Genomic DNA, 26,643 nt, shown 5'->3' with positions numbered 1-26,643 from the left:
ATAAATAATAAACCACCTCTCGAAATGGAGGTGGTTTATTGCTGTTTCTAGATTCGAATTATCTTTTTCGAATTATTCTTCCACTTCAAATATAGAGTCAATGATGATCGGAAGGTTATCTCTTACCGAAACAGCGCCAAACACCGAACGCGCATGCACTCCCTTTTCCCCGAAAACCTCCAGCATTAGATCAGAGCAACCGTTCAACACTTTATGATGCTCCTCGTAATTCGGAGAAGCATTCACGAATCCTTGAAGCTTAACTACTCTTTTGACATTGTCCAAAGTACCCAAGGCTGACTCCACGACTGCTAGAACTTCAATTCCGGCCTGTCTAGCGAACTGATACCCCTCTTCTGTTGTAAAATCCTCTCCAAGCTTGCCCCTCGGATTCCCCGCAGGTCCCTTGCCTGAAACAAACAATAGCTGATTCACTAACACGAAATTCGCATATCTGGCAGCAGGTTCACTCGCGCTCGGCAGTACAAGCCCGAGCACCCTCAATCTCTCGGCGATCGTTTGTTCCGTCATCTTTGTACCTCCTTGGAAGTTCATAGATTATAGTACGGATAATCCATAAGCTTCTGAATTTCTTGTACGACTTCTTTGCTTGTTATGGACTCTATAAAGAACAAACCAAGGTCGACAGATGCTGTAATCCCGCCGCCGGTAAACACATCCCCATCTCGCATGGCCCGAACTTGGACGACTTCCTTGCAATAAGGTTCTAATACATCCAAGGCTAAGGGGTTTGTGGTAATTGTCTTATCATTCGTGAAGCCAGCAGCTCCGAGGAAGAGCGCCCCTGTACATACAGAGACTTTATATTGAACTTCTGCCGCCGTTCGAATCCAATCGATAAAGCTAGAATCGTGAATTAATTGCCGTGTCGCGATACCACCGGGGATAAATATGAGGTCGTACTCAGATAAATGGGGGAAGACTCGATCCACTTGAATCAGCATACCTCTGTCGTCCTTAACCACTTGTTTATTCGAGCAATAATCCCACGACAAGTCCTCCCGAATATTACGCTTCTTCAACCAAGTCACCGCATTATGGAATCCGGCAAAATCCAGCGTCGTCATATCATCAAACAATATAAATGCCATTCTCATCTTCATATCTCTCCTTAGCATGATTGCTCGTTAGCCTTGATGGAAACTTATAACAAAGTTTAAAATAGTTATGACCCTTCATAAATGGTCAGATTAGGACATTATTTAAGGGTCAGATGTGGAGGAGAATACGATCGAACTTAACCTTTCCTTTCATACAGACGGACCGCTGTATAGGCAACTATATAAACAAATTCGAGCACTGATTCAGGAGGGCGTCTTAGTAGACGGCACGAAATTACCCTCCATTCGCTCGCTTGGACGACAGCTAAACATCAGCAAAACAACGATAGAAACGGCCTATCACTTGTTGTTGGAAGAAGGATATGTGATTAGCAAAGAAAGAGCGGGATTACTTGTCGTGAATCCGTATTTGGTCAGAGCATCCGTTCCAATTGATTCTATTCGTCATAAGAAGCTGGAAGCTGCGCCTCAGGCAACGGGACAATCAAGTAAGGAAGATTACATTGACTTCAGCCTTCTAACGATTGATGGAGATTCATTCCCGCTTCGAATATGGAAATCCATATTAGGCGAGTCTCTTGCCCTTAATAGCCAGTCCCTTCATGAATACGGCGATCCTCAGGGTGAATTTTCATTACGAGAGAGCTTGGCACAGTATCTTCGAAACTCACGGGGAGTTGTATGTACGCCCGAACAAATCGTAATTGGAACCGGCATATCCAATAGCATTCATTTACTCTCCAGACTCTTGGGAGAGGATCTTCATATCGGCATCGAGAAACCGGGAATCGCTCAAGTCAGACAGATCTTCACTCAGAACAGGTTTCACATTGTCCCTTTTTCCATGCTTAGTAATGGAGAACTGGAGCACGAGTTTACGGACCGTAAGGTTCGTCTACTATATGTAACGCCTTCACACCGTCCAACAGGCGAGCCTTTGCCCTATGTGATTAGACAACAGATGCTTCAATGGGCGAATAGGAATGGAGGCTATATTATCGAGGATGACTACGATGGGGAGCTTCGACTGTCGGGCAAACCGGTACCTTCGCTTCAAGGATTGGACCGAAACGGGGTCGTCATCTATCTGGGCACATTTTCAAAGGTATTTACACCTTCGCTGCGCATGAACTATATGGTGCTGCCGCTGCAACTATTAGAGAAACTTCAATCCATAGACCGGGTCCTCGCGTGCCCTTCAAGAATGGATCAATGGGCGATGCAGCTGTTCATTTCCCGTGGTCATTGGTACCGTCATCTAAGACGGATGCGCAAAGTATATCGGCTAAAGCACGAGGCACTCGTTCAACTCATACGCAGCCATATGCCGGACTCGGTCGAAGTGAATAGCAGCGGCTCGGGCCTGCACATCGAATTATCTATTACTACCGATGCCAGCGCCGAGCAATTAATTGAATTAGCACAGCAGGAAGGCGTTCTTGTCTACGGCAGCCAAGATGATTCATTACGGTTAGCTGGTGGTAACCCGAAGATCTATCTGGGATTTGGGGGAATTAAGGAGGCGGAGATGGAGCGTGGCGTGAAATTGTTGAGGAAAGCTTGGTCTGCGGTGCTGAACTAATTGGGCTGGTACCATGAAAGAGAAACCCGCTGTATGAAAGCGGGTTTCTCTCTGTTTTGCTCGCTGAGCTAGTGGTCGATGAGTACGATTCGTTAGCTATGGCGAGTAAAGGAGGTTATGCAAGGTCTATCACCTTGTCAAAGCAATATGAATCTTTATCATAGCCATTATGCTCATAGAAGGCATGAGCCTCGGTCCGCTTTACTCCGCTGCATAGAATAATGCTCGATACTCCATTGTCTCTAGCATAGTTCTCCGTGTACTTCAGCAGCTTTGTTCCGATCCCGCCATGCTGCAACTCCTTCTTAACAGCAAGACCTGTGATATGGATATAACCTGCCGAGTATCCTGCGGCTAACGCCTGAACGATCGATACGAAGCCAACTACAGCATGATCGAGTACGGCAACGAAAGTTTTGTAATTTCCTGCGCGGTTCATTGCCTCCATCGTAACGCGATAGTTTTCATGATCGACTTTATGATTACCAATGACATCGTTCCATAAGAAAACGACTTCAGCATAGTCATGTTCTGCAATTTCACGTATTTGGATTTCCATGGTCGGCCTCCCGTATTTAAACTATATTCCCAAATGGCATGTATCGTTTAACTTCGATATATTCTTGTTCCCAGACCAATCCACTCTGTTCAGCAATGTTATGCTGCATGGGTTGATATCGAACGATACGTTTGATCTTAGCTCTGCATTAAACCCTAGCCACCAATGGATGATTGCGTTTATCGTATTCGAATGAGTCACTATCACGGTTGTCTCGTAGGTATCGTTATTCATTCGCTCCATAAATCCAGCTACCCTGTCATGCATCATCGCCCAGCTTTCGGCTTCGGGGTAGGGGATCCAATCAAGCACGGGATCCGTGATCGGCAGCTTTAATTGGTCGGCTTCTTCTTTTGTTTTGTTGGCTGCTAGTCCATTGCTTAATTCCCTTAGTTCTTCGACGATCACAGGACTCCTTGAGATCATCTCGCCGATAATAATCGCTGTATCGCTTGCTCTCGAGAGGTCGCTGGCATAGTAATGGATTGGTTTGTTTTGCAATAATGAATGCAGCCGTTCTCCTGTCAATCTGGCTTGATTTCGCCCTTTATCGGTTAATGGAGTATCCGACCAGCCGCCAACCATCCCTCTCAGTAAGTGCTCGGCTTCGCCATGTCTGATTAAGTATAGTTCTTTCAACGTTCTCCCTCCTTTGTAAGGCGCTAACGGATCCCAGACGTCTTATTAGGCTCATTTGGCTCACTTTGAAAATGTAACGGAACACAGCAACACTATTCCGATGAAATCAGCCTTTTCCAGCCGAAAAAGCAGTGAATAACGCTTCTGTGTTCCGTTAGATTTTCTCGAACTCGATTTCTAGAACAATAAGGTGTCTACGTTCCGTTAGCCGAGACGAGCTTAATGAATCTATAATCAACCGGACCGTCTAATAACGGAGGACCAGTCAAGCACATTCGAATACCTTCGTCCTCTATGAACCTCACTTGAAAAGGCAAAGATTGCACATCATACACATGGGATGACCTCGGGATTAAAATTGTTCTTGTCCATACTTGAGGCAGCCCGTCGGCTATCAATCGGCCTGATTCGAATTGAATCGAACAATCAGGAATACCCTCTGTCTCGGTTCGATAAGTGCCAACGAATTGATTCTCTTTCCCTTCTGGTTCTACCATTGGCAGATTATCTGAATGATTGAAGCCTAAGAATTCCGAGATTCCACGAGCATACTGAGGCCAATCTCCCTCAGAGTTATCAATGGAAATCTTATTGCGAGCCAAGCTTTCATAAGCTGCATCCGTAAAGGCGCGATATTCCCTCCAGTAAGCTACCATCCCCTCGAAACCGTCCAACCCGCGGGATTTGCCATATAGAGACTCAGTCGCAGCACGAACGAAATGGTCTTCGGTTTCTCCACCTCGGCGCGTACAGATTCTTTGGAGCGCAGCACCAATATCGGTTTGATACAAATAAATAATAGCTGGATTCAAAGGCGCAATGACTTGTTCTACCGCCTTCACGTACTCCTCAATTTCATGCTGTGGCAGATTGAATGGAAATAATGTCCAAGTCAAATAACCAAATAGACAGCTGTCTACAACAACAATGTCACCTGACGACTGTACCTTGTCCGCAAATTCTCGCCATTTCTTGAGTGCCGAATCGATAACCTTCCGGTAATTCCCATTAGTTAGATCATCAATGATGTTCTGCATCTCGTTATAATTCTCGTATAGGTAAACAGGATGGCCTTTCTCTTCCTCGTACCACCACTTATGCTCCACGCCCATCCGAAGTAACTCATTTGAAATTAGCTGTGCTGTCGTCGATTTCCCCGAACCCGGAATGCCCTCGATCATAATTAATTGGGTGTTTAGCATAGCAACGCACCTCCATCTTGTTATTCAAAAGAGACAATCCTGCCGGATTATTGAATGACATCCGCCGGAGGCAGTGTAATGTAGACCGCATCAATTTCATCTTGTTCGTCCATTAATGCTTTTGCAATTCGATGTCCGCCATCGATGAGTTGTCCATCTGAACATAGCAATATGGGGTACTCCATGTTTGCGTTCATGATCCGCTTACAGTGAAGCATGACATTGCGAATGGTTGGAATAGGTGCGCTTCTGCTGTCTTTAAACCAACAATCCTGATCAAGCTCCTTAATGGATTCGATCTTGATTTGGCGAACCGGCAAGCTCTTGGATAGCTCCCACAGTTTCTCTACGTCCCAATAATGCTGCCGTCCGTCAATGATTCGACCGTGCTTGTGCTTCATTCGCGATAGCAACTCGTCCATTATAATCACCTCAGTTTGGTTGTAGTCATAGGCGTCTCTATAATCTATCATGTTAATAAATGGAAGAGAAGCCCATCAATCAAGAAAGGACAGCTAACGTGACCTTCCAATTGCGACGCATCCGTGCCAGGGCGCTTTCGCGGCCCTCGATTTGGTCTGCCAGCTCTGATACGGCTCGCTTAACCTGTGGTGCGAAATGGCGAAAATCACGCTCTGGCACTAACTCTGCGCCCTCGCGAATAACCGCATCCGATAACCGGAGCGCAGGAGACGTCGGCACGATGCGCATCCTCAGCCGAACCGCAACTCTCCTAAGCTGTTTGCCACACCGGCCACCGCCATGACCACCGTAGGTAACGATCATAGCCGGTTTCTCCCGCCACTCCTGGTAAAGATGATCAATGGCGTTCTTGAGAATCGCCGGATACCCCCAGTTAAACTGAGGCGTGACGAAGATCACGCCTCTCGCGCTCTCGATCTTCTCGCTCCAAGCGCGCGTGTGCGGTTGGCTGTAGCCGTCGAGTGCAGGAATGCCCGCTTCATCATCCATCGGTAATGGCCATTCCGCCAGATCGATGATCTCATACTCGTAATTTGAATGTTCACGCCCAATCGACTGGACCCATGCTGTAATTTTCGGACAATTTCTGCCTGCTCGCACGCTCCCCATGACAAGAAGCACGGTCTTCTTCTGATTCATTGCTTACACCTTCATTTCTTGTATTTGATATTGCTTAATCGACGCGATAGCCAAGCGCCTTAGCCAGATGAGCGAGTCCTCCAAGAAGCAGCTTCTGAACAATCGCCGGGGCATCTGCCGCATACCCATCGCCATACCTCCATAACATCCCGAGCCATAGAGGATGATAGGGCCTCTCTCTTCGCCAACTTTAATGAATTGATGCACCTGTTTCGGATTTATGGTTAACCGCTCTCCCGCTCCGAGCAGCTTTACTACGCCATCCACAATCCCCTTCACTACGCCTTGCTTCACCTCGAAGGATTCTTGAATGATCGGATGCCAATGAGGGTGATTCATCGCTCCTTGCCGGGGGATGCGATGCTCGATCCGCAAGAAGTCCCCCTGCTCGTCACGCCCTTGTTCCAATAAAGTGACTGTCTTCCCGTCAGGAAACCGGAGCTGATTGGCATCATTTCCTTTGGTCACTTGGTTAACCTCCACAACAAGTAGTACGTGATACAAACAATATAGTTTGCGCCACGTACTATGTCAATGCCTTTTGCCAAATAAAAAACGGCAACCAGTTGTAGAACGGCTGCCGTCTTATCAAATTACTTATCAGTCCTCTAACTGAGCAACGATCACCTTAACGCCTAGCGCTTGTATTCGCTCGATTGCCTCCGGGTCTGCTTCCCCATCCGTAATTAATAGATCCAAATCTTCGATTCGGCCGGCTTTCGCAAATCCGTTATTTCCAAGGGAATGGTGCGTAGCTATTCCGATACTGCGTCTGGAGGCAGCAGATACGGCTCTTCCGAATGCGCCTACTTCAGGAGTGGCTACAAAAATCCCTTCCTCCGAGATGCCGCCTCCGGTGACGAAGCTGACATCAAACTTAAACATGCGGATAAATTCTGTCGCCAGCACATCCGTCATATTGCCTGACTGCTTTACCCGGCCGCCAATAAGATAGGTTTCAATCCACGGCCTTTCCCTTAACACATCAGCTACCCGCATGCTGTTCGTAACGATAGTAAGCGGCATCTGGTCAGGCAGATGCTTCAATAGCACATAGGATAACGATCCGCTGCCAATAAATACGGTATGGTTCTCCCTAATGTGAGATACAGCTAGCTTAGCAATCGCATTCCCTTGCGAAGTTCCTTCACCATATCGTATTTCTGGCGAAGCTGGAGCTTGCCGAACCTTCTGAGATGGAATTGCACCGCCGTGGGTTTTCTTAAGCAAGCCTTGATCTTCCATAATGGAGAGATCTCTTCGGATTGAATCAATGGAAACCTGGAACTTTTCCGACAGGTCTTTCACTAAAACACGATTCTCCTCATTCAATAAGGCCAAAATTTTCTCCCGTCGCTCTTCAGCGAACATGCCCACGTCTTCCTTTTGCATTCAGCATCCCTCCTGATTATTCAGCTTTATTAATACTTCATCTCCATTATATTCAGTTTTATGCTGTTTTGTAAATGTAATTTATATAAACAGTTCAGTTTAATTCGTCTTTATGCTGTTTTTAGCTTCGCAGCAGACCATTTCAGGTTTCTCCATTCCGCTGCTCGAATTTGCTATAATACGGTATTGAACAACTACCCCAAATTCCCTATATCAAAGGAGAGATCCATTTGTTCGAGCATCTCGTTATTTTCAAATTCAACGACCGCGTTACACCTGAGAAAGAGCAAGAGCTGCTTGCTCAGCTGCTTGCATTCAAAGGCGCCATTCCTGGCATCGTTGATGTTAGCGCAGGCATCAATGTGACGGAAGAAACAGACAATATCCACGGCTATACCCTCGGCCTTCGCGTGACGTTCGAGAACAAGGAAGCGCTTCGCGCATATGGTCCTCATCCGGTTCATCAAGCTTTCGTGCAGCAGCTTGGCGGCCTGCTTGAGAATGTTGTCGTCGTTGACTATCCAATCGCATAAATATCAATTCCAGATATATTTGTGATAATGTCAGCCATTGTTCGCTCTCCTCTCCCAAGGTATGCTTAAGTTAATCAAGGAGAGGGGATGACGACAATGAACAAAGTGATTCCGCAACTTACAACACCTATTACGCAAGAGCAAATAGATCAATTCAAGGATGACGGCTTCCTGCTAATCAAGAACGGCTGCTCCGCCGATCTGATAGATGCCTATAACGGACATATCTTCAATCTTCGGAATATGGATCCCATGCCCGAATGGGCGGAATGCGAGCCTAGCAAGAGGTACTCCGTTCGACTCTTCAATCCGCATCTGCAAGATGGCTTCTCGGCACAGATGATGAAGCTCTCGATCATTCGCGGTACGCTTGCTCAGCTAATGGGCCGCGAAGCCGTTGGCATTCAGAGCATGTTCTTCTATAAAGAGCCGGGAGCTCCTGGACAGGCTGCTCATCAGGACTTCTACTATATTAAGAACGATCCGATGACGATGATTGCCGCATGGATCGCAATGGAAGAGCATGTCGATGAAGAGAACGGCTGCCTGTGGGTCATTCCGAAGTCGCATCGCCTTGGCCTTCTGCCGCATGGCGCGGTGAAGAACCTCGATGAGCATGAGCCTTGGACCGACGAGACGGAAGGGATCGACCTGACGAAGCAGGTGCCTGTCATCATGGAGAAAGGCGACATTCTCTTCTTCCATGAGCTGCTCATCCATTCCTCGGGACGCAACCGCAGCACGGATCGTTGGCGCCGTTCGTACGTTTGCCACTATATTCGCGAAGATGCAACGACTCCGCGTATGGATTTGCAGAAGAAATTCCCGCTGTACTAAACAACCATGAAGAAGACAGCTAAGCAGAAATGAACTGCACCTAATTGCTAGATGGTATCTAACAATTGAGGTGCAGTTCAGGAATGCCTAGCTGTCTTTTATTATGTAGCCTATCGTTTATTCAAGCGTCTTGCTCATGACTCCGAGCGTGCCGGGATCGCTTGCAGCATCCAGACGCCGTTGCCTTCCAATTCCGCTTTCCCGCCAGTTATTATTCGATCAGTCAGACAGTCCTTGTACGCTCTATCCAGTACGATATCCACCGATTCCACCGTATGGTTAATCATGAACCAATACGTCATGTCGTCTTTGACACGCGACGCAAGTTCAACCCCTGCTGGTACGCTAATGCCGGAACCATCGCGCAGAGCAACTCCGCTGCTGCTGCAAATTTCACCAAAGATATGAGCGCGCAGTTCAGAATCGAGCTCCGTCCCGATATAGTATGCCATGCCCTTCCCGTAGCCATGCCTCGTGACCGCTGGACTGCCGGAATAGTAGTCTTCGTCGAAGACCGCCATCGGTTCAGCCCCCCGCGGCACAATAACATCGACCCACTTCCCGCCTCGATAGTCCTCGTCATGGCCTTCGACCTTAATCCGGCGCGTGTCGTCCTCGAACATCACCCCGTATTCCTCAACCGTGATACCGAGCAGATCAGCGAATTTCCCGGGCAACGTGAGAGGCTCCATCCGATTGTCCCAATCCTTGGCGCCAGCTCGATAATCAAGCACGAGCGAACCGCCTGCCTCCACGAACGCGTACAGCCGTTCAACCATGTCGTCCGTAGCCATAATGAAATTCGACAGCACGAGCACTCGATACTTTGAGAAATCGTCATTTGCCGAGATGATATCCGTGCCAATGCCGTGTTCATAGAAATATTGATAATAGCCGGTAAAATGATTCATGTACGAGTAATTCATAATGTGCGGCTGTATCTCGAACGTCCATTCATTGTCGAAGGAGCGTACAAGTCCAACCCGAGGCGTGTTCGTCGACCCCTCCAGTAAGTGCTCGACCCGCTTCAGCTCCTCGCCGACCTGCTTCGTCTCCCTGTACTTGCGCCCCTCCTTGCCGTCATGCTGAAGGATCGCATGCCAGAACTGCTCGGCGCCGAAGAGGCAGCCCCGCCAGCGGAAGTAGAGGATGCCGTCCGCCCCGTGGGCGATGGATTGATAGGTCCACCTGCGAAGCTCCCCTGGCTTCGGCGTCGGAAACATAATGTTGCCACCGGGCTGTCCGCTCTGATGCTCCATGACCCAGAAGTTACGCCCCTTCAAGCCGCGCGTCATATCATGCTGCATCGCCGCTATGGCCGGGTTGACCTCCCGCGTAAACATCAGATTCGGATAATTGTCCCAAGAGGCAATGTCGAGATCCTTGGACAGCTCGAAATCATCGATTTCGTTGAACGCGCCCATCATGTTGTGCGTCACGAGCTGATGCGGTGCATGCTGCTTGATCAGATCAATCTGCCGCTTCTGAAATCGGATGACCGAATCCGACGCGAACCGCCGGTAATCCAGCTCGAGGCCGGGATTATGGAGCGGAAAGGGCGTATTCGCTGGCAAGACGATTTCATGCCACTCATTATACATTTGGCTCCAAAACACGGTTCCCCAGCGTGCATTCAGCTCGTCGATATCGCCGTATTTGGCTTGAAGCCAGCCCTGAAAGGCAGTTCTGCAATTGTCGCAATAGCAGCGGGTCGTCTCATTGCAGCCGAATTCGTTGTCGATTTGCCATGCTGCAACGCCAGGGTGGCTCGCATAATGGCTGGCCAGCTTTTCCACGATTGTCTTGATATAGGGATCGTACGAAGCGCAGTTGTAGCAATAATGCCTGCGGTTGCCGAACCCGCGGACGTGGCCGAATTTATCTAGCATATAGATTTCGGGATGCTTATCCATCAGCCATTTCGGGGGCGTCGCAGTCGGCGTCCCCAGAATGACGCGAATGCCGTGCGCGTACATCAAGTCGATGATCCGCTCAAGCCACGAGAAGTCGAACTCTCCCTCCCGGCGCTCCAGCTTCGACCAGGCAAATTCGCCAATCCGTACGATATTCATACCTGCTTCCTTCATCATCCGGGCATCGGTTGCCCATCGCTCCTCCGGCCAATGCTCCGGATAATAGCAGACGCCAAACAGCATATCGTCACCCCTTCGACTGTGGCTGAAACGATGAACGATACTCTCCCGCGCTCAGCCCCGTGAATAGTTTGAACCGTTTATAGAACCAGTCGAGCTCTCCAAACCCGACCTCCTGCGCAATTTCGTATACCTTCTTATCTGTATAACGAAGCAGCTCCTTCGCCTTCTCCATGCGGACCTGAAGCAAATATTCATTGAACGATTGACCGGCATTCGACTTGAACATCTTGCCAAGATAATGCGGATTCATATAGACTTGCTGCGCGATGCTTCGCAAGCTGATTGGGGTGTGAAACTGTTCCTGGACGAGCTTCTGAACGGTCACAAACACTTTGTTTGCCGGCTGTTCCTTCATCCGCATCAACAGCTCAAAGGCGGACAAGCATTTATTCTCGAGGAACATGTATAGCTCGTCGATCGTGCGGATCGTCATCACATAATCGTAATCGCTGAAGCCCGAATCGAACAGCAGCCCCTGATTCGCGCCGGCCTCCTTCACGAGATGATACAGCGAAGCGAGCTGTTCCAGCACGCGCAGCCTAATGATTCCCGGCGACACGCTGCCAGAGCGGTACGCTTCCTTCAGCCGTAGGAGAGCAGTGCGAACCTGATCATGCCGGAAGCTCCGCATCGCTTCGATAACATCCTCTTCCATCGCGTGAAACTCCGATTGTTCCCACTCAGAAACACCCTGCGTATCCGGGGCACCATCTTCCCCTCCAGCACCCTGGCGCTGCATGCCTGTCAGAATGGCATTATTCCCGCTCAAGAATTTACCGTCCAGCGCTCTCTCCGCCGTCGCGAACGATAGCGGCACCTCTTCGTTCGCCAAGGCGATTCGACCTACGCCGACGCTTACTGTCTCTTTGGCGAACATAGCAATCGATTTCGCAAGCTGCTCGGCCAGCGCAAGCAATGAATCCAAGCCTGTTGCAACCTCGCCGCAGCCTTCATCTTGCTGCTCTCCCCATGCGCCAACATTTACGATGATGGCGAACCGCTCTTCCGATTCCTCGAACACATACCCGCGTTGCCCGCATAGATCTTCGATAATGTTGCGTATCGCGAAGCGCTTGAGGGACATCTCCTGGTCCGTCCAGTAAGCGTGGAGAGCGTGGACGAAGTCCATTTCCACCATGAGGCAGCAGAAGGAGCGCCAGCCGATCGACAGCTCCAGCAGCTTCGCTTGATCCGCGAAATCTCGGGCTTTCAGCTGCCCATGCGCCCACTTCTTGAAGAATTGATCGCGAAGCGCAGATACCCCGAGATTCAGCTGTTTATGCTGCCGGTACTTAAGATCGAGCTCCTCGCGAATCCTTGTTACTACGGCTGCCAAGTCGTCCTCATCTACCGGCTTCAGCAAGTAATCCTGCACGCCAAGCTTCAATCCTTGACGGGCATATTCAAAGTCGTCATAACCGGTCGTAATAATGACCACCGCGTTCGAGAACTTCCGAAGCTCCGCTACAAAATCAAGCCCATTCATGACCGGCATCCGAATATCGGTTAGTACGAGCGAATAATAATGACTGCGCATCAATGCAAGCGCCTGTTCGCCGTTCTCGGCTTCTCCTCTAATCTCGAAGCCAAGTGACCTCCAATCGATCAGGTATTTCAGAGACTCCCGGGCAATCGGTTCGTCTTCCACAATCAATACGTCATACATCGCCGTCACCTCGTGTCTCCCGCTCACTTGGGATGATCATCGTCACCTTCGTACCTTGCCCTTCCGAGCTTTCAACCACCAAGCCGTACTCATCGCCGTACAAATCCTTCAATCTGCGATGCACGTTCTGCAGTCCGATGTGCGAATCGCGCGACAGCACCTTCTCTTCTGCCAGCCATCTTCTAATCTCATTCAGCCGCTCAGTGGAAATACCGAGCCCGTCATCCTCGACCGACAGCCGAATCTCTCCGTCACGGCGCTCGCCGCGAATCCGGATGGTCGAGAAAGCCATGTTCAGCTCGACGCCATGGATGATTGCATTCTCGACGAGCGGCTGCAGCGACATCCGCGGAATCGCTGTCGTCCTAAGAGACTCTGGGATCTCAATCGTATAGCCGAACTTATCGACGTAACGATACGATTGAAGCTGCAAGTATCGATCAACGAATTCGACTTCCTCCGTCAGTTCGATGTGCTGTCCACCGTTCTTCAGCATCGCCCGGATCGATTTGGCGAGCAGCCCAATAATACGGGCATTGTCCCGGTCGCCGGAAATAAGCAGCTTTCCCCGAATGGTATTGAGGATGTTAAACAGAAAATGCGGCTTGATCTGTGCTTGCAGCGCGTACAATTCGGCTTCTTTCGTCCGCAGTTCCTGATCCTGACGGTCAATCTTCGCCTGGTACGTCTCCGTAACGAGCTGACCTAGGCGTTTCACCATAAGATTAAAGACTTGCCCGAGCTGCGCGACTTCATCCTTCCCCTTCACGTCGATGAAGCTCTCGAAGTTATCCTTATGCACCCGTCTCATCCTGGTCGACAGCTCGTTGAACCGGCGTGTTAAACCTAGGGAGAAACCGAAAATCAGCATGGCCGAGACCAGCATCGCCGCACCGAGAAGCAAGAGAGCGAGTGATTTCAATTGATTGATCCTCGGCATGAATTCCGTGAGCGGAATAACGGTGATGACCTTCATGCCTTTGACGACATTCCGCGAGTCTAGCGTCTGATAGAGGACTTGATATTTCGCTTTGCCTTCTTCATAGGTAAAGCTGCCCTTGGCATGCTTCATAATTTGATCATGAAACGGCAATTGATCGAGCTTCAGGGCAGGCGAGTTCAAAGATGAATCCAGCAAGGTCACCCCGTCCGGCATCGTAAAAATAAACCGTTTGCTCTTGCTCTCCTCATTGATCAAATCGCGGAGCACGCTGACATTCACCTCGATCGATACGACGAGCGGCGATTGCGGATTGTCTTTGTTTAGCCGTTTGCGCAGGCTGAATACTTGCTCTTCCGGGAATTCATTGGTGTAGGATGCTGTCCAATAGGTGCCGAACGGATTGCTCATCACTTTCTGGTACCAGTCACTATGAAGCACCTCATCGTCGATGAGCGTGAAGTTAGCGAAGACAAAGGAAGAATTGTTCGTATAAATTTTCAAATGCGATACGTTCTGCGTCAGCTTCATAGCCGAGTCGAGAGGTTCGAATTTAGCAAAATAATCGTTATACGCATCACGCAAATCCGGATAGTTCGTCATCAGCATATCTTGAAGCGCAGAATTTAAATAAAGCGTATTCGCGATTTCTTCGTACGCACTCAGCGTATGATCCAAGTTGACCGCAACCTGGGACAGCGATAGATCGGCGTTCTCGACCATATTGTCGTAGACGAGATCGCTGCTGCGCATAAGGAAATAGGTTAACGAGCTAAGCAGCAGAAGCATGATGAACAGATTGGCGAAGATCAGCTTGGTGCGGATTTTCATCGTACGGTACCCCTTGGCCGGCTGTTGGATGGGCAGGACGCCCTCGCCTTACATATTCTCCGTTAGCTCGTTTTCCCCTTTACATGAAGATAACCCCTTATCGTACCTGTGCCGATTGGAGTAATCGTATTGTTATGGTCAACGACATTCTCGCCAAAGTAAATCGGAATATGAGCGTATGCGCGTTCCGGCTTGCCGGCTGCACGAAGTGATTTCTCCGTATCACCCATAATCCAAGCGGGAGCAAATGCTGCAAGGACGCGTCCTTGCGCCATTTTGGCACGCATGCCATCCATGTTGAGCGAGAACGTTTCTTTGTCCAGCAGTCCATTCGTGTACAGCTTATTCAAGAATTGATCATACGTCTTCGCGTCATCCGTCAGCGGATTGTACGTTACCTTGCCGTCGGCGTCGATACGGAAGTTTCCATGATCGACCTGTCCTGCGGCGAACGTAATCGGGTTGTTGAACTCAGCATCCATGATCCAGTCCGCCATGGCCGCCGTATAACCGATCGTTTCCTTGCCGTCAATCTTCGGATGGTTCTTCACATATGCGGCAATGACGTCATAGAGCTGATCCAGCGTTTTGATTGTCGGGTAACCCGCTTCCTTCAGTACGTCGTATTGGACGACGAAGTTCGGTACCGCGTCCGGTGAAGCTTCTTTGTTCAGCAGCACACTCGAGATGGAGTCAATGTTTCCATCGTCGGATTTAAGCAGATTGTAGAAGTCGCCATATTTTTCTTTAATATTGGCGCCATATTTCTCAATCAAGTCATTCAGCGGAATGATGGCGCCAGCATCCTTATACTTCTTGACGTGCTCAGGATCAAGCGGCATGATGTCCGGGTAATCGCCGCCTGCAAGCCAGATGTCCCACTTCTGCTTCTCATCGCCGACGATGAGATCGTATTTCAGCGTTACTCCTGTCTTCTCCGTCAGCTTCTGGCTGACCGGATTATCCCAATTCAGCTTATTGTCGCTTGTGCTGATGGAGAATGTAATCGGCGACAAGTCAGGCGTCGTCGCTTCATCTCCGCTATTATTTGATGCTGCGGCTTGATTGCCGCTTGTGTTATTCGTGGTTGCCGGTTGATTCGCTTTGTTCTCAGCCGTATTATTGCCCCCATTGTTGTTCGAGGAAGAGCAAGCTGTGAACGCTAGCGCTGTGATGCAGGTGAGTGAAAGTAACGCCAGTTTTCGTTTGGTTTGTTTGGCTTTCATGTGACACCCTCGCATTCTTCGTGTGATTTATTTATATCCACGGTGTGTTACCCGCGGTTGATACCGATGAGATGAGCCTCTTACTCTTTCATGGCAGACATCGTGATTCCCTTCACAAAATATTTCTGAAGGAATGGATAAACGAGCAGAATCGGAACGGTCACGACGATCGTCAGTGCGGCACGGATGGACTGCGGGCTCAGCTGGGCAACGTTGTTCGCATTCAATGAACTGGCGGTCACCGCTGATTGATTAACGGATTGCAACAGCACCTTCATTAATTCATACTGCATCAGGCTGAGCGCTTCGCTCCGACTGGTATATAAATAGTTATCGAACCAGGAATTCCAATGCTGTACACCGATGAACAAAGTAACTGTCGCCACAACAGGCATACTAATCGGCACGATGATGCGGAAAAGCGTCTGCAGATCGTTTGCACCGTCGATTTTGGCTGATTCTACAACCCCCTCGGGCAGCTGCTCGAAGTAGCTTCGCATAATCATAACGTTGTAAGCGCTAACCAGAATGGGCAAAATATACACCCAGAAGCTGTTCATAAGGCCGATGTTCTTAATGAGCAGGTAGCCTGGAATGAGACCGCCGTTGACATATAACGTCAGCACGAAGTACAGATTGAAAGGCTTGCGGAAGTAAAACTCTCTTCGGCTCAGCGCATAAGCGATCATCGCTGTGCACACAACTCCGAAGAACGTCCCGACGACCGTCCTCGCTATGGAGACGAACGCGGCTTGGAACAAGTTCTTGTTGCTGAAGACATATTCGTAATTGAACCCAGACCATTTGCGCGGGAACCACGTAATGCCTCCCTTAATCATATCAAGCGGCTCATTAAGCGAAATGGCAAGCAAGTGAATGAACGGGAAGAGCGTGACAAATCCAAGCAATGCGAGGCCGAGCGCATTAAAAGTCGTGAACACATAATTCCCGAATGAGCGATCCCGAAGCATGGGCGAATCCTCCTAAACATATTGCGGGCGGAAGTACTCTCTCGATCTAGAATAGCCGCGTTGCTCTAGTCTTTCTTGCAAGCAAGTTAACGGAGACGACAAGAATAATAGAAACAGCTGATTTGAAAATGCTGATCGCGACCCCATAGGAGAAATCGCCGATTTCAGTCGAATAACGCAGCGCATAGAGATCAAGGACTTCAGAATGGCCGCTGACCACATCGTTGCCAAGCAGATATTGCGACTCATAGCCCCCCTGCACGAGCCAGCCAAGCGACATAATCAGCAGGAGCAACGCGGTCGGCATAATACCGGGAAGAGAGATGTAACGCATCTTCTGAAACCGGGTTGCACCGTCGATATCTGCTGCCTCGTAATGCTCGGGATTCAAGCTTGCGAGCACCGCCAAGTAGATGATCGTACTCCAGCCAATTTCCTTCCATAAATTCGCTGCTGTTTGGATATACCAGAAGTATCCTTCCTTTACCATGAAATATATAGGCTCATGAATGATGCCGAGTTTCATTAGAAAGCTGTTGATCATGCCCCCGTCCGGCGACAGGAACGTGATGACGATGTTCGCGATAACGACCCAGGAGACGAAATGCGGGATGTAGGTAATCGTTTGAATCGTCCGCTTAAACAGCTTATTCCTCACTTCATTCAGCATGAGGGCTAGTACAATCGCCCCAACGAATCCCGTCACCAAATTCATGACAGCCATAACCAACGTATTGCGCAGCGCAGGGTAGAAGTCATCGTCCTTGAACAGTTCCTTGAAATTATCGAAACCGACGAAGGGACTGTGCCAGATGCCAAGGCCTAGCTTATATTTCTGGAATGCCATGATCCAGCCCCAGAGCGGACCATAAGAGAAGACGAGCGCCCATAGGACGAAGGGTACTGTCATCAGGAGCAAGTAACGCTGCAAGTACATCGTTCGCCAGAACGTTCTTCGCTTCGCTATGATCGGCCGCTCAAGGGCAGGCGGCGGTGAATCGGTCATTATTTTTCCCATGATGCCCTCCTTCTTGGCTACACCTTAAGTATGCTGTCTTGCCGCACAACCAACAACCTTACAAACCGTATGATTCGACCTTAGAAACGAGACATCCCAGCATAAAAAGCCCAGCCGAGAAGCTGAGCATGATCTTCCAAAGTATAGTTTGGCGAACTTGTTTCCAGCAAAACGCAGCTTATCTCTCCCGTATGTTTGCTGGTATGCTGAACAAGATGCTGAGAAAGAATAGGTACATTTATCCCAATCTTGGATGGAGGACTTACATGAGGAAGAAACTATTGCTAGCCGCGGCCGCCTTCACCATTCTGACAGGAGCAGCGAGCAGCGCTTCACCGTTGATTAGCAGAGCACACGCAAGCGCCGCTATTATGAGCATTGGTACGACAGGCGCTAACGTCACAACGCTGCAAAATAATCTGAAAGCCTTGAATTACTTCAACTACAATGGAGCAACCGGCTATTACGGTACCGTTACGCGTGATGCCGTTCTTGCCTTCCAAAGCAATTACGGTCTACCGGCTGACGGACTTGCAGGCCCAGTCACTGGAGATGCCATCAATCATGCGCTCTTGAAGCAGAAGCTGATAGAGGATACTTCGAATTACATAGGCGTTCCATATGCTTGGGGCGGGAGCAGCACGTCCGGCTTTGATTGCTCCGGCTTTGTATACTTCATGTTCAATAAATACGGCGTCTCTCAAGCGCGGACTACCGCCGCTAATCTGTTCACACAGGGAAGCACCGTGAGCCGATCCATGCTGCGCCCAGGTGATCTAGTCTTCTTCCGGATCGGAACGACTGGCGCCGTCGATCATGTCGGCTTCTATATGGGCAATGGCTCGTTTATCTCGGCCATATCCTCGAAGGGCGTCTACGTCCAGCAGCTCGACAATACATATTGGGGTCCGCGCTATGCCGGCGCTAAACGGGTTTATTAATTGAATATACTGATAAGCAGCCTGGCGGCTATCGCCGGGCTGTTCCTGTTTCAGGGCGATATCGCTATAATGGAGATAAGGAGCTGGGAACTAACGATGAACCTGCCTTATGCCAAAATAACATCCATTCACGCGGGCACCATCGTTTATCCGCCCCGCGGTACGCATGGTCCACGCGTACAGCAGGATATACAGCTTGTGCTGCTTCACACCGGAGAGCTCGACTTGACAATTGACAGCGTTCATTATCACGTAAAGCCCGGACAAGTTGTCCTGCTGAAACCGCAGCACCAGGAATACTTTGCATTCGCGAAGACGCAGGAATCATGGCATCGCTGGATTGCCCTATCCATGGAGGCGCTTAATGAATTCGAGATCGCCTATTTGGACAGCCTTCCCTTTAGCATGCCGATTCCGGAAGCGCTCAATACGATTACAGATATGATTTTGTCGATGAAGGAAGATGGATTGAACCATAGTGAGCTAATGGTGAGCCTGGGGTATGCGGCGTTTCAATCTTTCGCCGCGCGTATCGCGGAGACGAAGCAGCTGCAAGAGCTGCATCCGAGCATTCGGGCTGCACTTGCGTATGTGCAGCTGCATTACGCCGAGGAAATGTCCTTGCAAGAGCTGTCTGCCGCAGCCGGGGTCTCGCCGGAACATCTTGTTCGGCTGTTTCACGGCTACAATCAGATGACGCCGATTCGTTATCTATGGCACTATCGCGTACTAAAGGCGACCGAGCTTCTGACGCAGACCGGCCTCGCGGTTGGCGAGATTGCGGCTCGCTGCGGGTTCAAGACGGCCTTTCACCTGTCTCGGCTTGTCAAAGAACAGACCGGCAGCACCCCGACTGAAATTCGCAAATCCGCTTGGGGAACGGTCACGGTCAAATAAATGGAGGAATCTGCAATGCAATTTATCGATAATAAGGGCAATCACGATCCCGCCTGGAACCTTGCGCTTGAGGAGTATGCGCTTCGCAAGCTGACAGGAGACGAAGATTTCCTGCTCTTCTACATTAATGAACCATCCATCATTATCGGCAAGAACCAGAATACCGCCGAAGAAGTCAACACGACCTACGTGGAGGAGAACGGCATTCATGTCGTTCGAAGGCTGTCCGGCGGCGGCGCCGTCTATCATGATCTGGGTAACTTGAACTTCAGCTTCATCACGAAGGATGACGGCAAGTCGTTCCATAACTTCCGCAAGTTTACCGAGCCTGTCGTGGAGGCGCTGCGCAGACTTGGCGTTAATGCTGAACTATCAGGCCGTAACGATCTCCAGGTCGGCGAGCGCAAAATCTCCGGCAACGCGCAGTTCGCAACGAAAGGCCGCATGTTCAGCCACGGCACGCTGCTGTTCAACTCCGAAGTCGACTCGATTGTGTCGGCCTTGAAGCCGAACCCGGCCAAGTTCGAATCGAAGGCGACGAAGTCCGTCCGCAGCCGCGTCGCGAATATTGCCGAGTTCCTGCAGGAGCCGATGACGATGGAGCAGTTCCGCTCCTTCCTGCTGGAGTCCATCTTCGGCGGCAAAGACATTCCGACTTACCCGCTAACAGAGGCGGATCTTGCGGCAGTCGATCAGCTCGCGGAGGAAAGGTACCGCAGCTGGGATTGGAACTACGGTCGTTCCCCGGCGTTCAATGTGCGCCAAGTGAAGCGACTTGCAGCCGGCACCTTCGACGTGCGACTCGATGTGAAGGACGGCGTCATTGCCGAAGCATCCGTCTTCGGCGACTTCTTCGGCACCGGCGAAGTGAGCGATGTCACTTCGCGGCTCGCTGGCGTGCGCTATAATGCGGCGGATGTCGCTGCGGCGCTTGCAGATGTGGATTTGACGGATTATTTTGGCCCCGTTGATCGGGAAGAATGGCTTGCACTGTTGTTCTAAGAGTAGTCTGAGGAACGTAATAAACTCGAATTGGAGTGAGTATTCAATGTCGAAGCAGGACAACGTCACCTCCATCCAAGCATTCCAGGTTTGGAAAGCCATTCCGGAGCAACAACGCGAGAAGCTGCTACGCAACGTATTTTGCGGCAACTGCAGCGGAGCTGTGGAAATCGTCGATTACAGCATCAAGAAAGAGAAGCACGGCCTTCTGCTAAGAGGCAAATGCCGCACCTGTTCGGGGCCAGTTGCACGAGTAGTTGAGAATGAGTAAGTTAGTGAGCCCATTCGGCGCAGTTGATGCGCTGCGTGGGCTCTTTTGTTGTCGTTGGGAAAATGTGTGGCTCTGGGGGATACACATTTGATTGGTTTGTCGGTTAGTCGTGAATGTGTATCACTGAGTGACACACATTTGCCGGTTTGGCTGGTTTTCGGTGAATGTGTATCACTGGGTGACACACATTTGCCGTTTTAGCTGGTTTTCTGTGAATGTGTATCACTGGGTGACACACATTTGCTGGTTTGGCTGGTTTTCTGTGAATGTGTATCACTGGGTGACACACATTTGCCGGTTTGGCTGGTTTTCTGTGAATGTGTATCACTGGGTGACACACATTTGCCGGTTTGGCTGGTTTGCCGTGAATGTGTAGTACTGGGGGATACACATTTGCCGGTTTAGCTGGTTTGCCGTGAATGTCTCTTCGACGTTTTCGAGCTACTTTCCGCCGATATAGCTGGTTTGATGGACCTCTTCAACTTTTCGAGCCATTCTCCACCCATGTAGCTGGTCTACTGGACCTCTTCACTCCCACTCCAGCTGTAATAGCCTGCTCCAAACGCTTCGCCCGAAGTCAACTTCCGCCGCCCTTTTTCACACACACAGCTCCCCGAATTCCCCGCCCTCTACCCGGGCAAAATAATTTCTAACCAGATTTACTTCAAATTCACTTGTGAGAAACTCAAATTTGAGTATAATAGTGAAGGGCTATTCAAATTTGAGTTATTATCACTACACGCAACTGCGAGAGGAGAATGAAAGTGGACGCCAAGAGAAGTAACATTAAGCTCGTCATTGCCGGTTTGCTGCTCGGGCTGTTTATGGCGGCGCTCGATCAGACGATCGTATCAACCGCAATGGCTACGATCATCAAAAAAATCGGCGGCTTTGATAAATTTATTTGGGTTTATTCCGCCTACATGATCGCCATGGTCGTATCGACGCCGATATTCGGCAAGCTGTCCGATATGTACGGACGCAAAAGATTTTACCTATCCGGTCTCATCCTGTTCATGTTAGGATCGATTCTGTGCGGCACGGCAACAAACATGGATCAGCTAATCATCTACCGCGCGATTCAAGGTATCGGCGGCGGTGCAATTATGCCGATCGTATTCACGATTATTTTTGACATCTTCCCTGCTGAGAAACGCGGCAAAATGATGGGACTATTCGGTGCCGTATTCGGCATCTCAAGCGTATTTGGTCCTGTAATGGGCGGCGTGATTACAGACAGCTTCAGCTGGCGCTGGATTTTCTACATTAACGTGCCGATTGGCATTCTTGCTGTACTGTTCATCACACAGGCTTACCATGAAACTCGCAATACACGCAAGCAAGTGATCGACTGGGCAGGCGCCATCGTTCTGACGGCGGGCATCCTGTTCCTCATGTTCGGTCTTGAGCTTGGCGGTTCGGACAACTGGCCATGGGATTCGGCAAAAACAATCTCTCTGTTCGTCGCTTCCGCTGTATTGCTCATCGGGTTCCTCTTCGTAGAACGCAAAGCGAAAGACCCGATTATCCAGCTGTCTCTCTTCAAAAACAATGTCGTAACAGGCAGCATGGGAATCAGCTTGCTGTACGGCGGCGTAATGATTGCAGCAGCAACATACATCCCGATCTTTATCCAAGGGGTATTCCATAAGACGGCTACGGAAACAAGCAGCGTACTTACGCCGATGATGCTTGGGGTCGTATTGAGCAGCCAGATTGGCGGCCGGATCGCGACAAAATTCAGATACCGTGAGGTTATGCTGCTGTCAGCACTGACGCTAATTATCGGCACATCGCTGCTCGGCTTCGTAATGGATGACCAAACAAGCCGCTTAGTCATCACATGCTTTATGGTTATTGTCGGTCTCGGCATCGGCGTATCGTTCTCTCTTATGAACATTTCGACACTGAATGCAGTACCGCCGCAGTACAAAGGATCGGCTTCATCGCTGATCACGTTCTTCAGAACGATTGGTTCCGCGCTTGGCGTAACGGTATTCGGTACGCTCCAGAAGTCGGCATTCCAGTCCGATGTCAAAGCCATTCCGAATATGGACCCAGCGGTTGCTGAGAAGATTAAAGGCGGCCAGGCGCTCTTGGATCCTGTCATTCAAAAGCAAATGGGGCTTTCCAATGAAGTCGTCAATATATTGTTAGGCAAACTCGCAGACTCCATCATCTTTATTTTCCAATGGTCCGTCATCCTGCCGGTTCTTGCAATTGTATTTGCACTCCTGCTCGGCCGCGCAAGACTCGAAATCGGCAAAGCTGCCGGCGGCCCGCAAGGCTCACAAGGCAAGCCAGGTCCTGAGGGACCGAAAGGCGAAGGGGCAGGCAAGCCTGAACCTTCTTACCACGGAGGTTAATAGCCAATGTCCATGCGGCTCTTAATCCTGGGGCTATTGATGGAGTGCGAGCGTCACCCTTATGATATTCGTCAAACGATCAAACACCGCAATTGGAATGAATGCTTCAAGCTTCGCGACGGGTCGCTGTATTACGCTGTTGACCAGCTGCATAAGGATGGATTAATCGAGGCGGCGGAAGTCGTCTCCGTTCCTGGCGACAATCGGCCGGATAAGACGATTTACCGGATAACCGAAGCAGGCAAAGCGTCTTTTCAAGACTTGCTTCATGCCGAGTTTAATCTAAGTTCCTTCCCGCAGCACCCTGTCTTCCTCACGATGCCTTTCATTCGCCATGGCGACCCTGCCAAGGTCGAGGCGTTGATCGTGAAGCAGCTTGGCGATTGCGAAGCTCGAATCGACCGGATGAATGCCGTCCTTCAGCTGAAGGCAGGCGCCATCCCGCGCGGTTCAGAGCTGATGATTCAAGGCTTCATCCTGTTCGGTGAGACAGAGAAGCAATGGCTCACCACAGTACTCGCTGATGCACGCTCCGGAGAGTTATTTGCCGAGCACATCAAGAAGAGGCACATCGAGATCGAAGATGGTATCGATGAATAGCATAAAAAAGCCGTCGATTACATTCGACGGCATCGGAGTGCCGAGAAAGTCCCCAGGCTGGGAACTTTCTCGGCACTTTTTTTATTTATACTCACCCTTGAACAATCCGCAGCAAGCTGCCCTTCTGCGCGCATACGTACAGCTCGCCCGCTGCGTCGACGCCGAAGGAAGTAATCAGCTCTCCCGACTGCAGCAGCGTCACATTCCGCACACGTCCATCCGACTCCTGCCGAAGCGCCCAGATCGTGCCCATCGCATAATCGCCGTAGATGTACCAGCCATCCAGAGCGGGAATCGCTGAACCGCGATAGACAAAGCCGCCTGTGATCGAGACGCCAAGCTTCCGCCCATAGGTATAGATCGGCTCGATCAGCCCTGTTTGCTCGCACCCTTCTTTGGGCTTATAACAGAGGTTCCCCTCCATCACATTCCAGCCGTAGTTGCCGCCCTTCTCGATGATGTCGATCTCCTCCAGACGGTCCTGCCCCACATCGGCTGCCCATAGCTTCCCCGTCACATGATCGAAGCTGAAACGCCATGGGTTGCGAAGTCCATAAGCATAGATCTCCGGTGCGCCAGATTTACCGTCCGCGAACGGATTGTCCGCCGGAATGGTGTATTTTTTGCCTTGGTACCCGCCGACATCTACATTAATGCGCAATATTTTGCCGAGCAGCGTCTGCTTGTTTTGACCATTGCCGTAAGGATCGCCGCCGCTGCCCCCGTCGCCTGTCCCGATGTACAAATACCCATCCTGGCCAAAAGCAAGCTGTCCGCCCTTATGATTCGCGAACGGCTGCTTGTAAGTCAGCAGAATGACCTCGCTCTTCGGATCGAGAAGCTCCGGATGCTCCGGGTCCTTCATCACGTACCTGGCGATGACGGAATGCGTCTCCGTCGTATAGTTCACATAAGCGATACCGGGTTTCTTCGGATGAAAAGCTAACCCCAGAAGCCCCTGCTCATTCCCGTCCGAGTAGACCCGGTCCCGAATATCCAGCACCGTCTTCGGCTCAGAATCCGGATGCGCCGGATCGAGCATGACGATCTTCCCTTTCTGTTCCACCACGAATAACTGGCCCTTCAAGCTGCTCGTTAGCCCATTCTCGCTCACCGCCCCAATCGGATTGTCGAGCGTTCCTTCTGGAACAATTGTCTCCAGCTTAATCGCTGGCGGCTGCGGTTGTTCGCTGCTTGTCTCCTTCACTGCCGGCTCCCCACGGCATGCAGTCAGAAGCAAGCTGAGCAATAGCGCATATGCGAAACTGTATATCATTCTCATCACGTTCCACCACCTCCTACTACTGTAATCATTGCATAGTAAGAAACTGGAAATCAAGACAGGCTATAGTTACCCAACCAAACGATCCATCTTCTATAAAAGCAAAAAGGCCGCCGGGCATAGCCGGCAGCCAATGTCTTATTGAATAACTAATTCCAGCACCCAATCACAGCCTCTACCGCTTGTCGGCGGCGTGAACCTTACCTCGTCGCTGCCCTCGTACTCGCCGATTTCGCTATACTGGCCTGTACGCGGATCGAACCAGGAAGCGCTAACGCGACCTTCGCTCAATCGACTAAGCACAGCGGTGAAAGCCAATCCGTTCGGACTGTAAATAAGTCCGTACCGCTCCCCGCGCGTCGCAACCATGTAGTTGGCGCCTTGCAGATTAGCAGCAAGCAAGCTCTGATCCGGCACCCGGTCGAGGAACGAATGCGACTCGATCAGCTCGCGTACATGCTGCATCTGCGTAGCTCCCGGACGATTCAACGCATCACGCCAATGCATGATGAAGTACGGCGTCTGTTCGGTCGTCATCGACCAAATGCTGTGATGTCCGTACGTATGCCCGAATGCGCCGGAGAAGACGGCGTAATAGGCAGCCTGCCGAACATCGGCTTGGTCGAAATAACCGTTCGCCTCTTTGAAGTTAATCGGGTGATCCTCATAGCAAGGCTCGGCGTCGAGCGTCGGCTTCACCGGCGTCTTCGCGTAATCTGCGCTGATGTGGTTGTAATTGACGCGGATCTGCTCATGGTGGCCGGATTGGATCATATTGAAGTCCAGCCAGCGCTCATTATGCAGATGGAAAGACGATGATGTGTTGCCGCATGGATGGAACGTAATGAGATTCGAGCCGCCATCCCCTTCCGACAAGCCCGCAGCTAGAGAGCGATTCACGTCAAAATGAAGCCCCGTATGCAGAGGGCGATCCCCGCCTAGCACCCAGATAATATTCGAGCGATCCTTGTAACGCTCCCCAAGCCATTTGCCATACACGCGCGCATTGTCCCCATCGAACACGACTGGCCCTTTGCCCCAGGCCAAATTATATTTGTCACCCCAAGTTGGCAGAAGCGCAATATAGATGCCAAGCTCCGCAGCGCGATCGACAATATAATCGACATGATTCCAATAATGGTAATCGCCATCGGTATCAGGTAACGTCGGATCATACTGGCCTTCCGCGTTCACCTTCAGCGGCCTGCGCCCGTAGTAATTGTCCGTCGTCAGCCCTTCGAATTCCGATAACGCGACGGCTTGAACGACATTGAACTTCAGCTCCGCCCGATTGTGCAAATACTCTACCGCTTCTTCACGGCTTAGCTTATGAAACAGCTCCCATGTCGTATCTCCCAGCCAAAAGAATGGCGTACCATCCTCATTCACCAAAAATCGTTTATTCTCACTGACCTTCAACCGCTGCAAAGCTTCCATTCTCCGCACTCACTCTCCCGGTTCGTTAGGGTAGAAATAGAATACAATTCAACTTGATAGTGCTAGACTAGCATACATTTTAGATGAGTAC

At 50.3% G+C, this 26,643-nt stretch carries 26 protein-coding genes; 9 read left to right on the top strand and 17 right to left on the bottom strand.

Annotated elements, in window-relative coordinates; all coding sequences use genetic code 11:
• Positions 1 to 72: 72 nt before the first annotated feature.
• Positions 73 to 531, bottom strand: a complete 459-nt coding sequence (locus AC0YNX_RS25325) for a RidA family protein (RefSeq protein ID WP_475818475.1) — start codon at positions 529 to 531, stop codon at positions 73 to 75.
• Positions 532 to 551: 20 nt separating this feature from the next.
• Complete coding sequence (locus tag AC0YNX_RS25320; protein ID WP_475818474.1) at positions 552 to 1,118, bottom strand: DJ-1/PfpI family protein; 567 nt, start codon at positions 1,116 to 1,118, stop codon at positions 552 to 554.
• Positions 1,119 to 1,236: 118 nt separating this feature from the next.
• Between AC0YNX_RS25320 and pdxR the strand changes: the two genes are divergently transcribed.
• Positions 1,237 to 2,664, top strand: a complete 1,428-nt coding sequence (gene pdxR / locus AC0YNX_RS25315; protein ID WP_475818473.1) for a MocR-like pyridoxine biosynthesis transcription factor PdxR — start codon at positions 1,237 to 1,239, stop codon at positions 2,662 to 2,664.
• Positions 2,665 to 2,779: 115 nt separating this feature from the next.
• Here pdxR and AC0YNX_RS25310 read toward each other — a convergent pair whose 3' ends face one another.
• The 7 genes from AC0YNX_RS25310 to AC0YNX_RS25280 all read right to left on the bottom strand — a co-directional run bounded on the left by AC0YNX_RS25310 (position 2,780) and on the right by AC0YNX_RS25280 (position 7,557).
• Complete coding sequence (locus tag AC0YNX_RS25310; protein WP_475818472.1) at positions 2,780 to 3,223, bottom strand: N-acetyltransferase family protein; 444 nt, start codon at positions 3,221 to 3,223, stop codon at positions 2,780 to 2,782.
• Between the two features lie 21 nt (positions 3,224 to 3,244).
• Positions 3,245 to 3,862, bottom strand: a complete 618-nt coding sequence (locus AC0YNX_RS25305; RefSeq protein WP_475818471.1) for a histidine phosphatase family protein — start codon at positions 3,860 to 3,862, stop codon at positions 3,245 to 3,247.
• Positions 3,863 to 4,056: 194 nt separating this feature from the next.
• Positions 4,057 to 5,064, bottom strand: a complete 1,008-nt coding sequence (locus AC0YNX_RS25300; protein WP_475818470.1) for an AAA family ATPase — start codon at positions 5,062 to 5,064, stop codon at positions 4,057 to 4,059.
• A gap of 47 nt (positions 5,065 to 5,111) precedes the next feature.
• Positions 5,112 to 5,486, bottom strand: coding sequence for a hypothetical protein (locus tag AC0YNX_RS25295; RefSeq protein WP_475818469.1), 375 nt, complete (start codon positions 5,484 to 5,486; stop codon positions 5,112 to 5,114).
• Between the two features lie 79 nt (positions 5,487 to 5,565).
• A complete protein-coding gene (locus AC0YNX_RS25290; RefSeq protein ID WP_475818468.1) occupies positions 5,566 to 6,186 on the bottom strand; it encodes an NADPH-dependent FMN reductase in 621 nt (206 codons plus the stop codon).
• 3 nt (positions 6,187 to 6,189) lie between these two features.
• The gene (locus AC0YNX_RS25285; protein ID WP_475818467.1) at positions 6,190 to 6,654 is read right to left on the bottom strand and encodes a hypothetical protein; all 465 of its coding nucleotides are present in this window, start codon (positions 6,652 to 6,654) and stop codon (positions 6,190 to 6,192) included.
• 132 nt (positions 6,655 to 6,786) lie between these two features.
• Positions 6,787 to 7,557, bottom strand: coding sequence for a DeoR/GlpR family DNA-binding transcription regulator (locus AC0YNX_RS25280; protein WP_475818534.1), 771 nt, complete (start codon positions 7,555 to 7,557; stop codon positions 6,787 to 6,789).
• A gap of 251 nt (positions 7,558 to 7,808) precedes the next feature.
• Here AC0YNX_RS25280 and AC0YNX_RS25275 point away from each other — a divergent pair, with 251 nt between their 5' ends.
• Together AC0YNX_RS25275 and AC0YNX_RS25270 are read left to right on the top strand one after the other, a co-directional pair.
• Positions 7,809 to 8,111, top strand: coding sequence for a Dabb family protein (locus AC0YNX_RS25275; RefSeq protein ID WP_475818466.1), 303 nt, complete (start codon positions 7,809 to 7,811; stop codon positions 8,109 to 8,111).
• Between the two features lie 96 nt (positions 8,112 to 8,207).
• On the top strand, positions 8,208 to 8,948 hold the full coding sequence (locus AC0YNX_RS25270; protein ID WP_475818465.1) for a phytanoyl-CoA dioxygenase family protein: 741 nt from the start codon (positions 8,208 to 8,210) through the stop codon (positions 8,946 to 8,948).
• 134 nt (positions 8,949 to 9,082) lie between these two features.
• On the opposite strand, the gene AC0YNX_RS25265 is transcribed toward AC0YNX_RS25270, so the two are convergent.
• The 6 genes from AC0YNX_RS25265 to AC0YNX_RS25240 form a co-directional block, all read right to left on the bottom strand.
• Positions 9,083 to 11,104 (bottom strand): beta-galactosidase, encoded by a 2,022-nt coding sequence (locus AC0YNX_RS25265; RefSeq protein WP_475818464.1) that lies wholly within the window; start codon positions 11,102 to 11,104, stop codon positions 9,083 to 9,085.
• A gap of 4 nt (positions 11,105 to 11,108) precedes the next feature.
• Positions 11,109 to 12,770: a response regulator gene (locus AC0YNX_RS25260; RefSeq protein ID WP_475818533.1), complete on the bottom strand. Its 1,662-nt coding sequence runs from the start codon at positions 12,768 to 12,770 to the stop codon at positions 11,109 to 11,111.
• The gene (locus AC0YNX_RS25255) at positions 12,763 to 14,541 is read right to left on the bottom strand and encodes a cache domain-containing sensor histidine kinase (RefSeq protein ID WP_475818463.1); all 1,779 of its coding nucleotides are present in this window, start codon (positions 14,539 to 14,541) and stop codon (positions 12,763 to 12,765) included. The genes AC0YNX_RS25260 and AC0YNX_RS25255 overlap by 8 nt, the downstream gene beginning before the upstream one ends.
• A 62-nt stretch (positions 14,542 to 14,603) precedes the next feature.
• Positions 14,604 to 15,767 (bottom strand): extracellular solute-binding protein, encoded by a 1,164-nt coding sequence (locus tag AC0YNX_RS25250; protein WP_475818462.1) that lies wholly within the window; start codon positions 15,765 to 15,767, stop codon positions 14,604 to 14,606.
• An 80-nt stretch (positions 15,768 to 15,847) separates the two neighbouring features.
• Entirely contained in the window at positions 15,848 to 16,738 is an 891-nt protein-coding gene (locus tag AC0YNX_RS25245; protein ID WP_475818461.1) for a carbohydrate ABC transporter permease, read from the bottom strand.
• Between the two features lie 46 nt (positions 16,739 to 16,784).
• Entirely contained in the window at positions 16,785 to 17,756 is a 972-nt protein-coding gene (locus AC0YNX_RS25240; RefSeq protein WP_475818460.1) for an ABC transporter permease, read from the bottom strand.
• A 266-nt stretch (positions 17,757 to 18,022) separates the two neighbouring features.
• On the opposite strand from AC0YNX_RS25240, the gene AC0YNX_RS25235 reads away from it, so the two are divergent.
• The 6 genes from AC0YNX_RS25235 (at position 18,023) to AC0YNX_RS25210 (ending at position 23,833) form a co-directional block, all read left to right on the top strand.
• Positions 18,023 to 18,697: a C40 family peptidase gene (locus tag AC0YNX_RS25235; protein WP_475818459.1), complete on the top strand. Its 675-nt coding sequence runs from the start codon at positions 18,023 to 18,025 to the stop codon at positions 18,695 to 18,697.
• Between the two features lie 96 nt (positions 18,698 to 18,793).
• Positions 18,794 to 19,594 (top strand): helix-turn-helix domain-containing protein, encoded by an 801-nt coding sequence (locus AC0YNX_RS25230; RefSeq protein WP_475818458.1) that lies wholly within the window; start codon positions 18,794 to 18,796, stop codon positions 19,592 to 19,594.
• A 15-nt stretch (positions 19,595 to 19,609) separates the two neighbouring features.
• The gene (locus tag AC0YNX_RS25225) at positions 19,610 to 20,596 is read left to right on the top strand and encodes a lipoate--protein ligase (protein WP_475818457.1); all 987 of its coding nucleotides are present in this window, start codon (positions 19,610 to 19,612) and stop codon (positions 20,594 to 20,596) included.
• Positions 20,597 to 20,642: 46 nt separating this feature from the next.
• Positions 20,643 to 20,867, top strand: coding sequence for a hypothetical protein (locus AC0YNX_RS25220; RefSeq protein WP_475818456.1), 225 nt, complete (start codon positions 20,643 to 20,645; stop codon positions 20,865 to 20,867).
• Positions 20,868 to 21,625: 758 nt separating this feature from the next.
• Positions 21,626 to 23,233, top strand: a complete 1,608-nt coding sequence (locus AC0YNX_RS25215; protein ID WP_475818455.1) for an MDR family MFS transporter — start codon at positions 21,626 to 21,628, stop codon at positions 23,231 to 23,233.
• Positions 23,234 to 23,239: 6 nt separating this feature from the next.
• Entirely contained in the window at positions 23,240 to 23,833 is a 594-nt protein-coding gene (locus AC0YNX_RS25210; RefSeq protein WP_475818454.1) for a PadR family transcriptional regulator, read from the top strand.
• 91 nt (positions 23,834 to 23,924) lie between these two features.
• On the opposite strand, the gene AC0YNX_RS25205 is transcribed toward AC0YNX_RS25210, so the two are convergent.
• Together AC0YNX_RS25205 and AC0YNX_RS25200 are read right to left on the bottom strand one after the other, a co-directional pair.
• Positions 23,925 to 25,115 carry a PQQ-dependent sugar dehydrogenase gene (locus AC0YNX_RS25205; RefSeq protein ID WP_475818532.1) on the bottom strand — a complete coding sequence of 397 codons (1,191 nt, stop codon included), beginning with the start codon at positions 25,113 to 25,115 and terminating at the stop codon, positions 23,925 to 23,927.
• Positions 25,116 to 25,253: 138 nt separating this feature from the next.
• Positions 25,254 to 26,552, bottom strand: coding sequence for a glycoside hydrolase family 140 protein (locus tag AC0YNX_RS25200; protein ID WP_475818453.1), 1,299 nt, complete (start codon positions 26,550 to 26,552; stop codon positions 25,254 to 25,256).
• Positions 26,553 to 26,643: the final 91 nt, after the last annotated feature.

The sequence above is a fragment of the Paenibacillus sp. J31R98 genome (assembly GCF_056269245.1).
Note: the sequence above shows the minus strand (reverse complement) of the source record. Positions and strands in the feature narration are given on the sequence as shown.

Excerpts from the sequence above, each read along its gene's own strand:
- AC0YNX_RS25325 (WP_475818475.1), bottom strand. The coding sequence starts at position 531 with ATGACGGAACAAACGATCGCCGAGAGATTGAGGGTGCTCGGGCTTGTA.
- AC0YNX_RS25245 (WP_475818461.1), bottom strand. The coding sequence starts at position 16,738 with ATGCTTCGGGATCGCTCATTCGGGAATTATGTGTTCACGACTTTTAAT.
- AC0YNX_RS25265 (WP_475818464.1), bottom strand. The coding sequence starts at position 11,104 with ATGCTGTTTGGCGTCTGCTATTATCCGGAGCATTGGCCGGAGGAGCGA.
- AC0YNX_RS25260 (WP_475818533.1), bottom strand. The coding sequence starts at position 12,770 with ATGTATGACGTATTGATTGTGGAAGACGAACCGATTGCCCGGGAGTCT.
- AC0YNX_RS25205 (WP_475818532.1), bottom strand. The coding sequence starts at position 25,115 with ATGAGAATGATATACAGTTTCGCATATGCGCTATTGCTCAGCTTGCTT.
- AC0YNX_RS25240 (WP_475818460.1), bottom strand. The coding sequence starts at position 17,756 with ATGGGAAAAATAATGACCGATTCACCGCCGCCTGCCCTTGAGCGGCCG.
- AC0YNX_RS25200 (WP_475818453.1), bottom strand. The coding sequence starts at position 26,552 with ATGGAAGCTTTGCAGCGGTTGAAGGTCAGTGAGAATAAACGATTTTTG.
- AC0YNX_RS25215 (WP_475818455.1), top strand. The coding sequence starts at position 21,626 with ATGAAAGTGGACGCCAAGAGAAGTAACATTAAGCTCGTCATTGCCGGT.
- AC0YNX_RS25280 (WP_475818534.1), bottom strand. The coding sequence starts at position 7,557 with ATGTTCGCTGAAGAGCGACGGGAGAAAATTTTGGCCTTATTGAATGAG.
- AC0YNX_RS25250 (WP_475818462.1), bottom strand. The coding sequence starts at position 15,767 with ATGAAAGCCAAACAAACCAAACGAAAACTGGCGTTACTTTCACTCACC.
- AC0YNX_RS25210 (WP_475818454.1), top strand. The coding sequence starts at position 23,240 with ATGTCCATGCGGCTCTTAATCCTGGGGCTATTGATGGAGTGCGAGCGT.
- AC0YNX_RS25290 (WP_475818468.1), bottom strand. The coding sequence starts at position 6,186 with ATGAATCAGAAGAAGACCGTGCTTCTTGTCATGGGGAGCGTGCGAGCA.
- AC0YNX_RS25270 (WP_475818465.1), top strand. The coding sequence starts at position 8,208 with ATGAACAAAGTGATTCCGCAACTTACAACACCTATTACGCAAGAGCAA.
- AC0YNX_RS25310 (WP_475818472.1), bottom strand. The coding sequence starts at position 3,223 with ATGGAAATCCAAATACGTGAAATTGCAGAACATGACTATGCTGAAGTC.
- AC0YNX_RS25230 (WP_475818458.1), top strand. The coding sequence starts at position 18,794 with ATGAACCTGCCTTATGCCAAAATAACATCCATTCACGCGGGCACCATC.
- AC0YNX_RS25220 (WP_475818456.1), top strand. The coding sequence starts at position 20,643 with ATGTCGAAGCAGGACAACGTCACCTCCATCCAAGCATTCCAGGTTTGG.
- AC0YNX_RS25235 (WP_475818459.1), top strand. The coding sequence starts at position 18,023 with ATGAGGAAGAAACTATTGCTAGCCGCGGCCGCCTTCACCATTCTGACA.
- AC0YNX_RS25295 (WP_475818469.1), bottom strand. The coding sequence starts at position 5,486 with ATGGACGAGTTGCTATCGCGAATGAAGCACAAGCACGGTCGAATCATT.
- AC0YNX_RS25300 (WP_475818470.1), bottom strand. The coding sequence starts at position 5,064 with ATGCTAAACACCCAATTAATTATGATCGAGGGCATTCCGGGTTCGGGG.
- AC0YNX_RS25255 (WP_475818463.1), bottom strand. The coding sequence starts at position 14,541 with ATGAAAATCCGCACCAAGCTGATCTTCGCCAATCTGTTCATCATGCTT.
- AC0YNX_RS25320 (WP_475818474.1), bottom strand. The coding sequence starts at position 1,118 with ATGAGAATGGCATTTATATTGTTTGATGATATGACGACGCTGGATTTT.
- AC0YNX_RS25225 (WP_475818457.1), top strand. The coding sequence starts at position 19,610 with ATGCAATTTATCGATAATAAGGGCAATCACGATCCCGCCTGGAACCTT.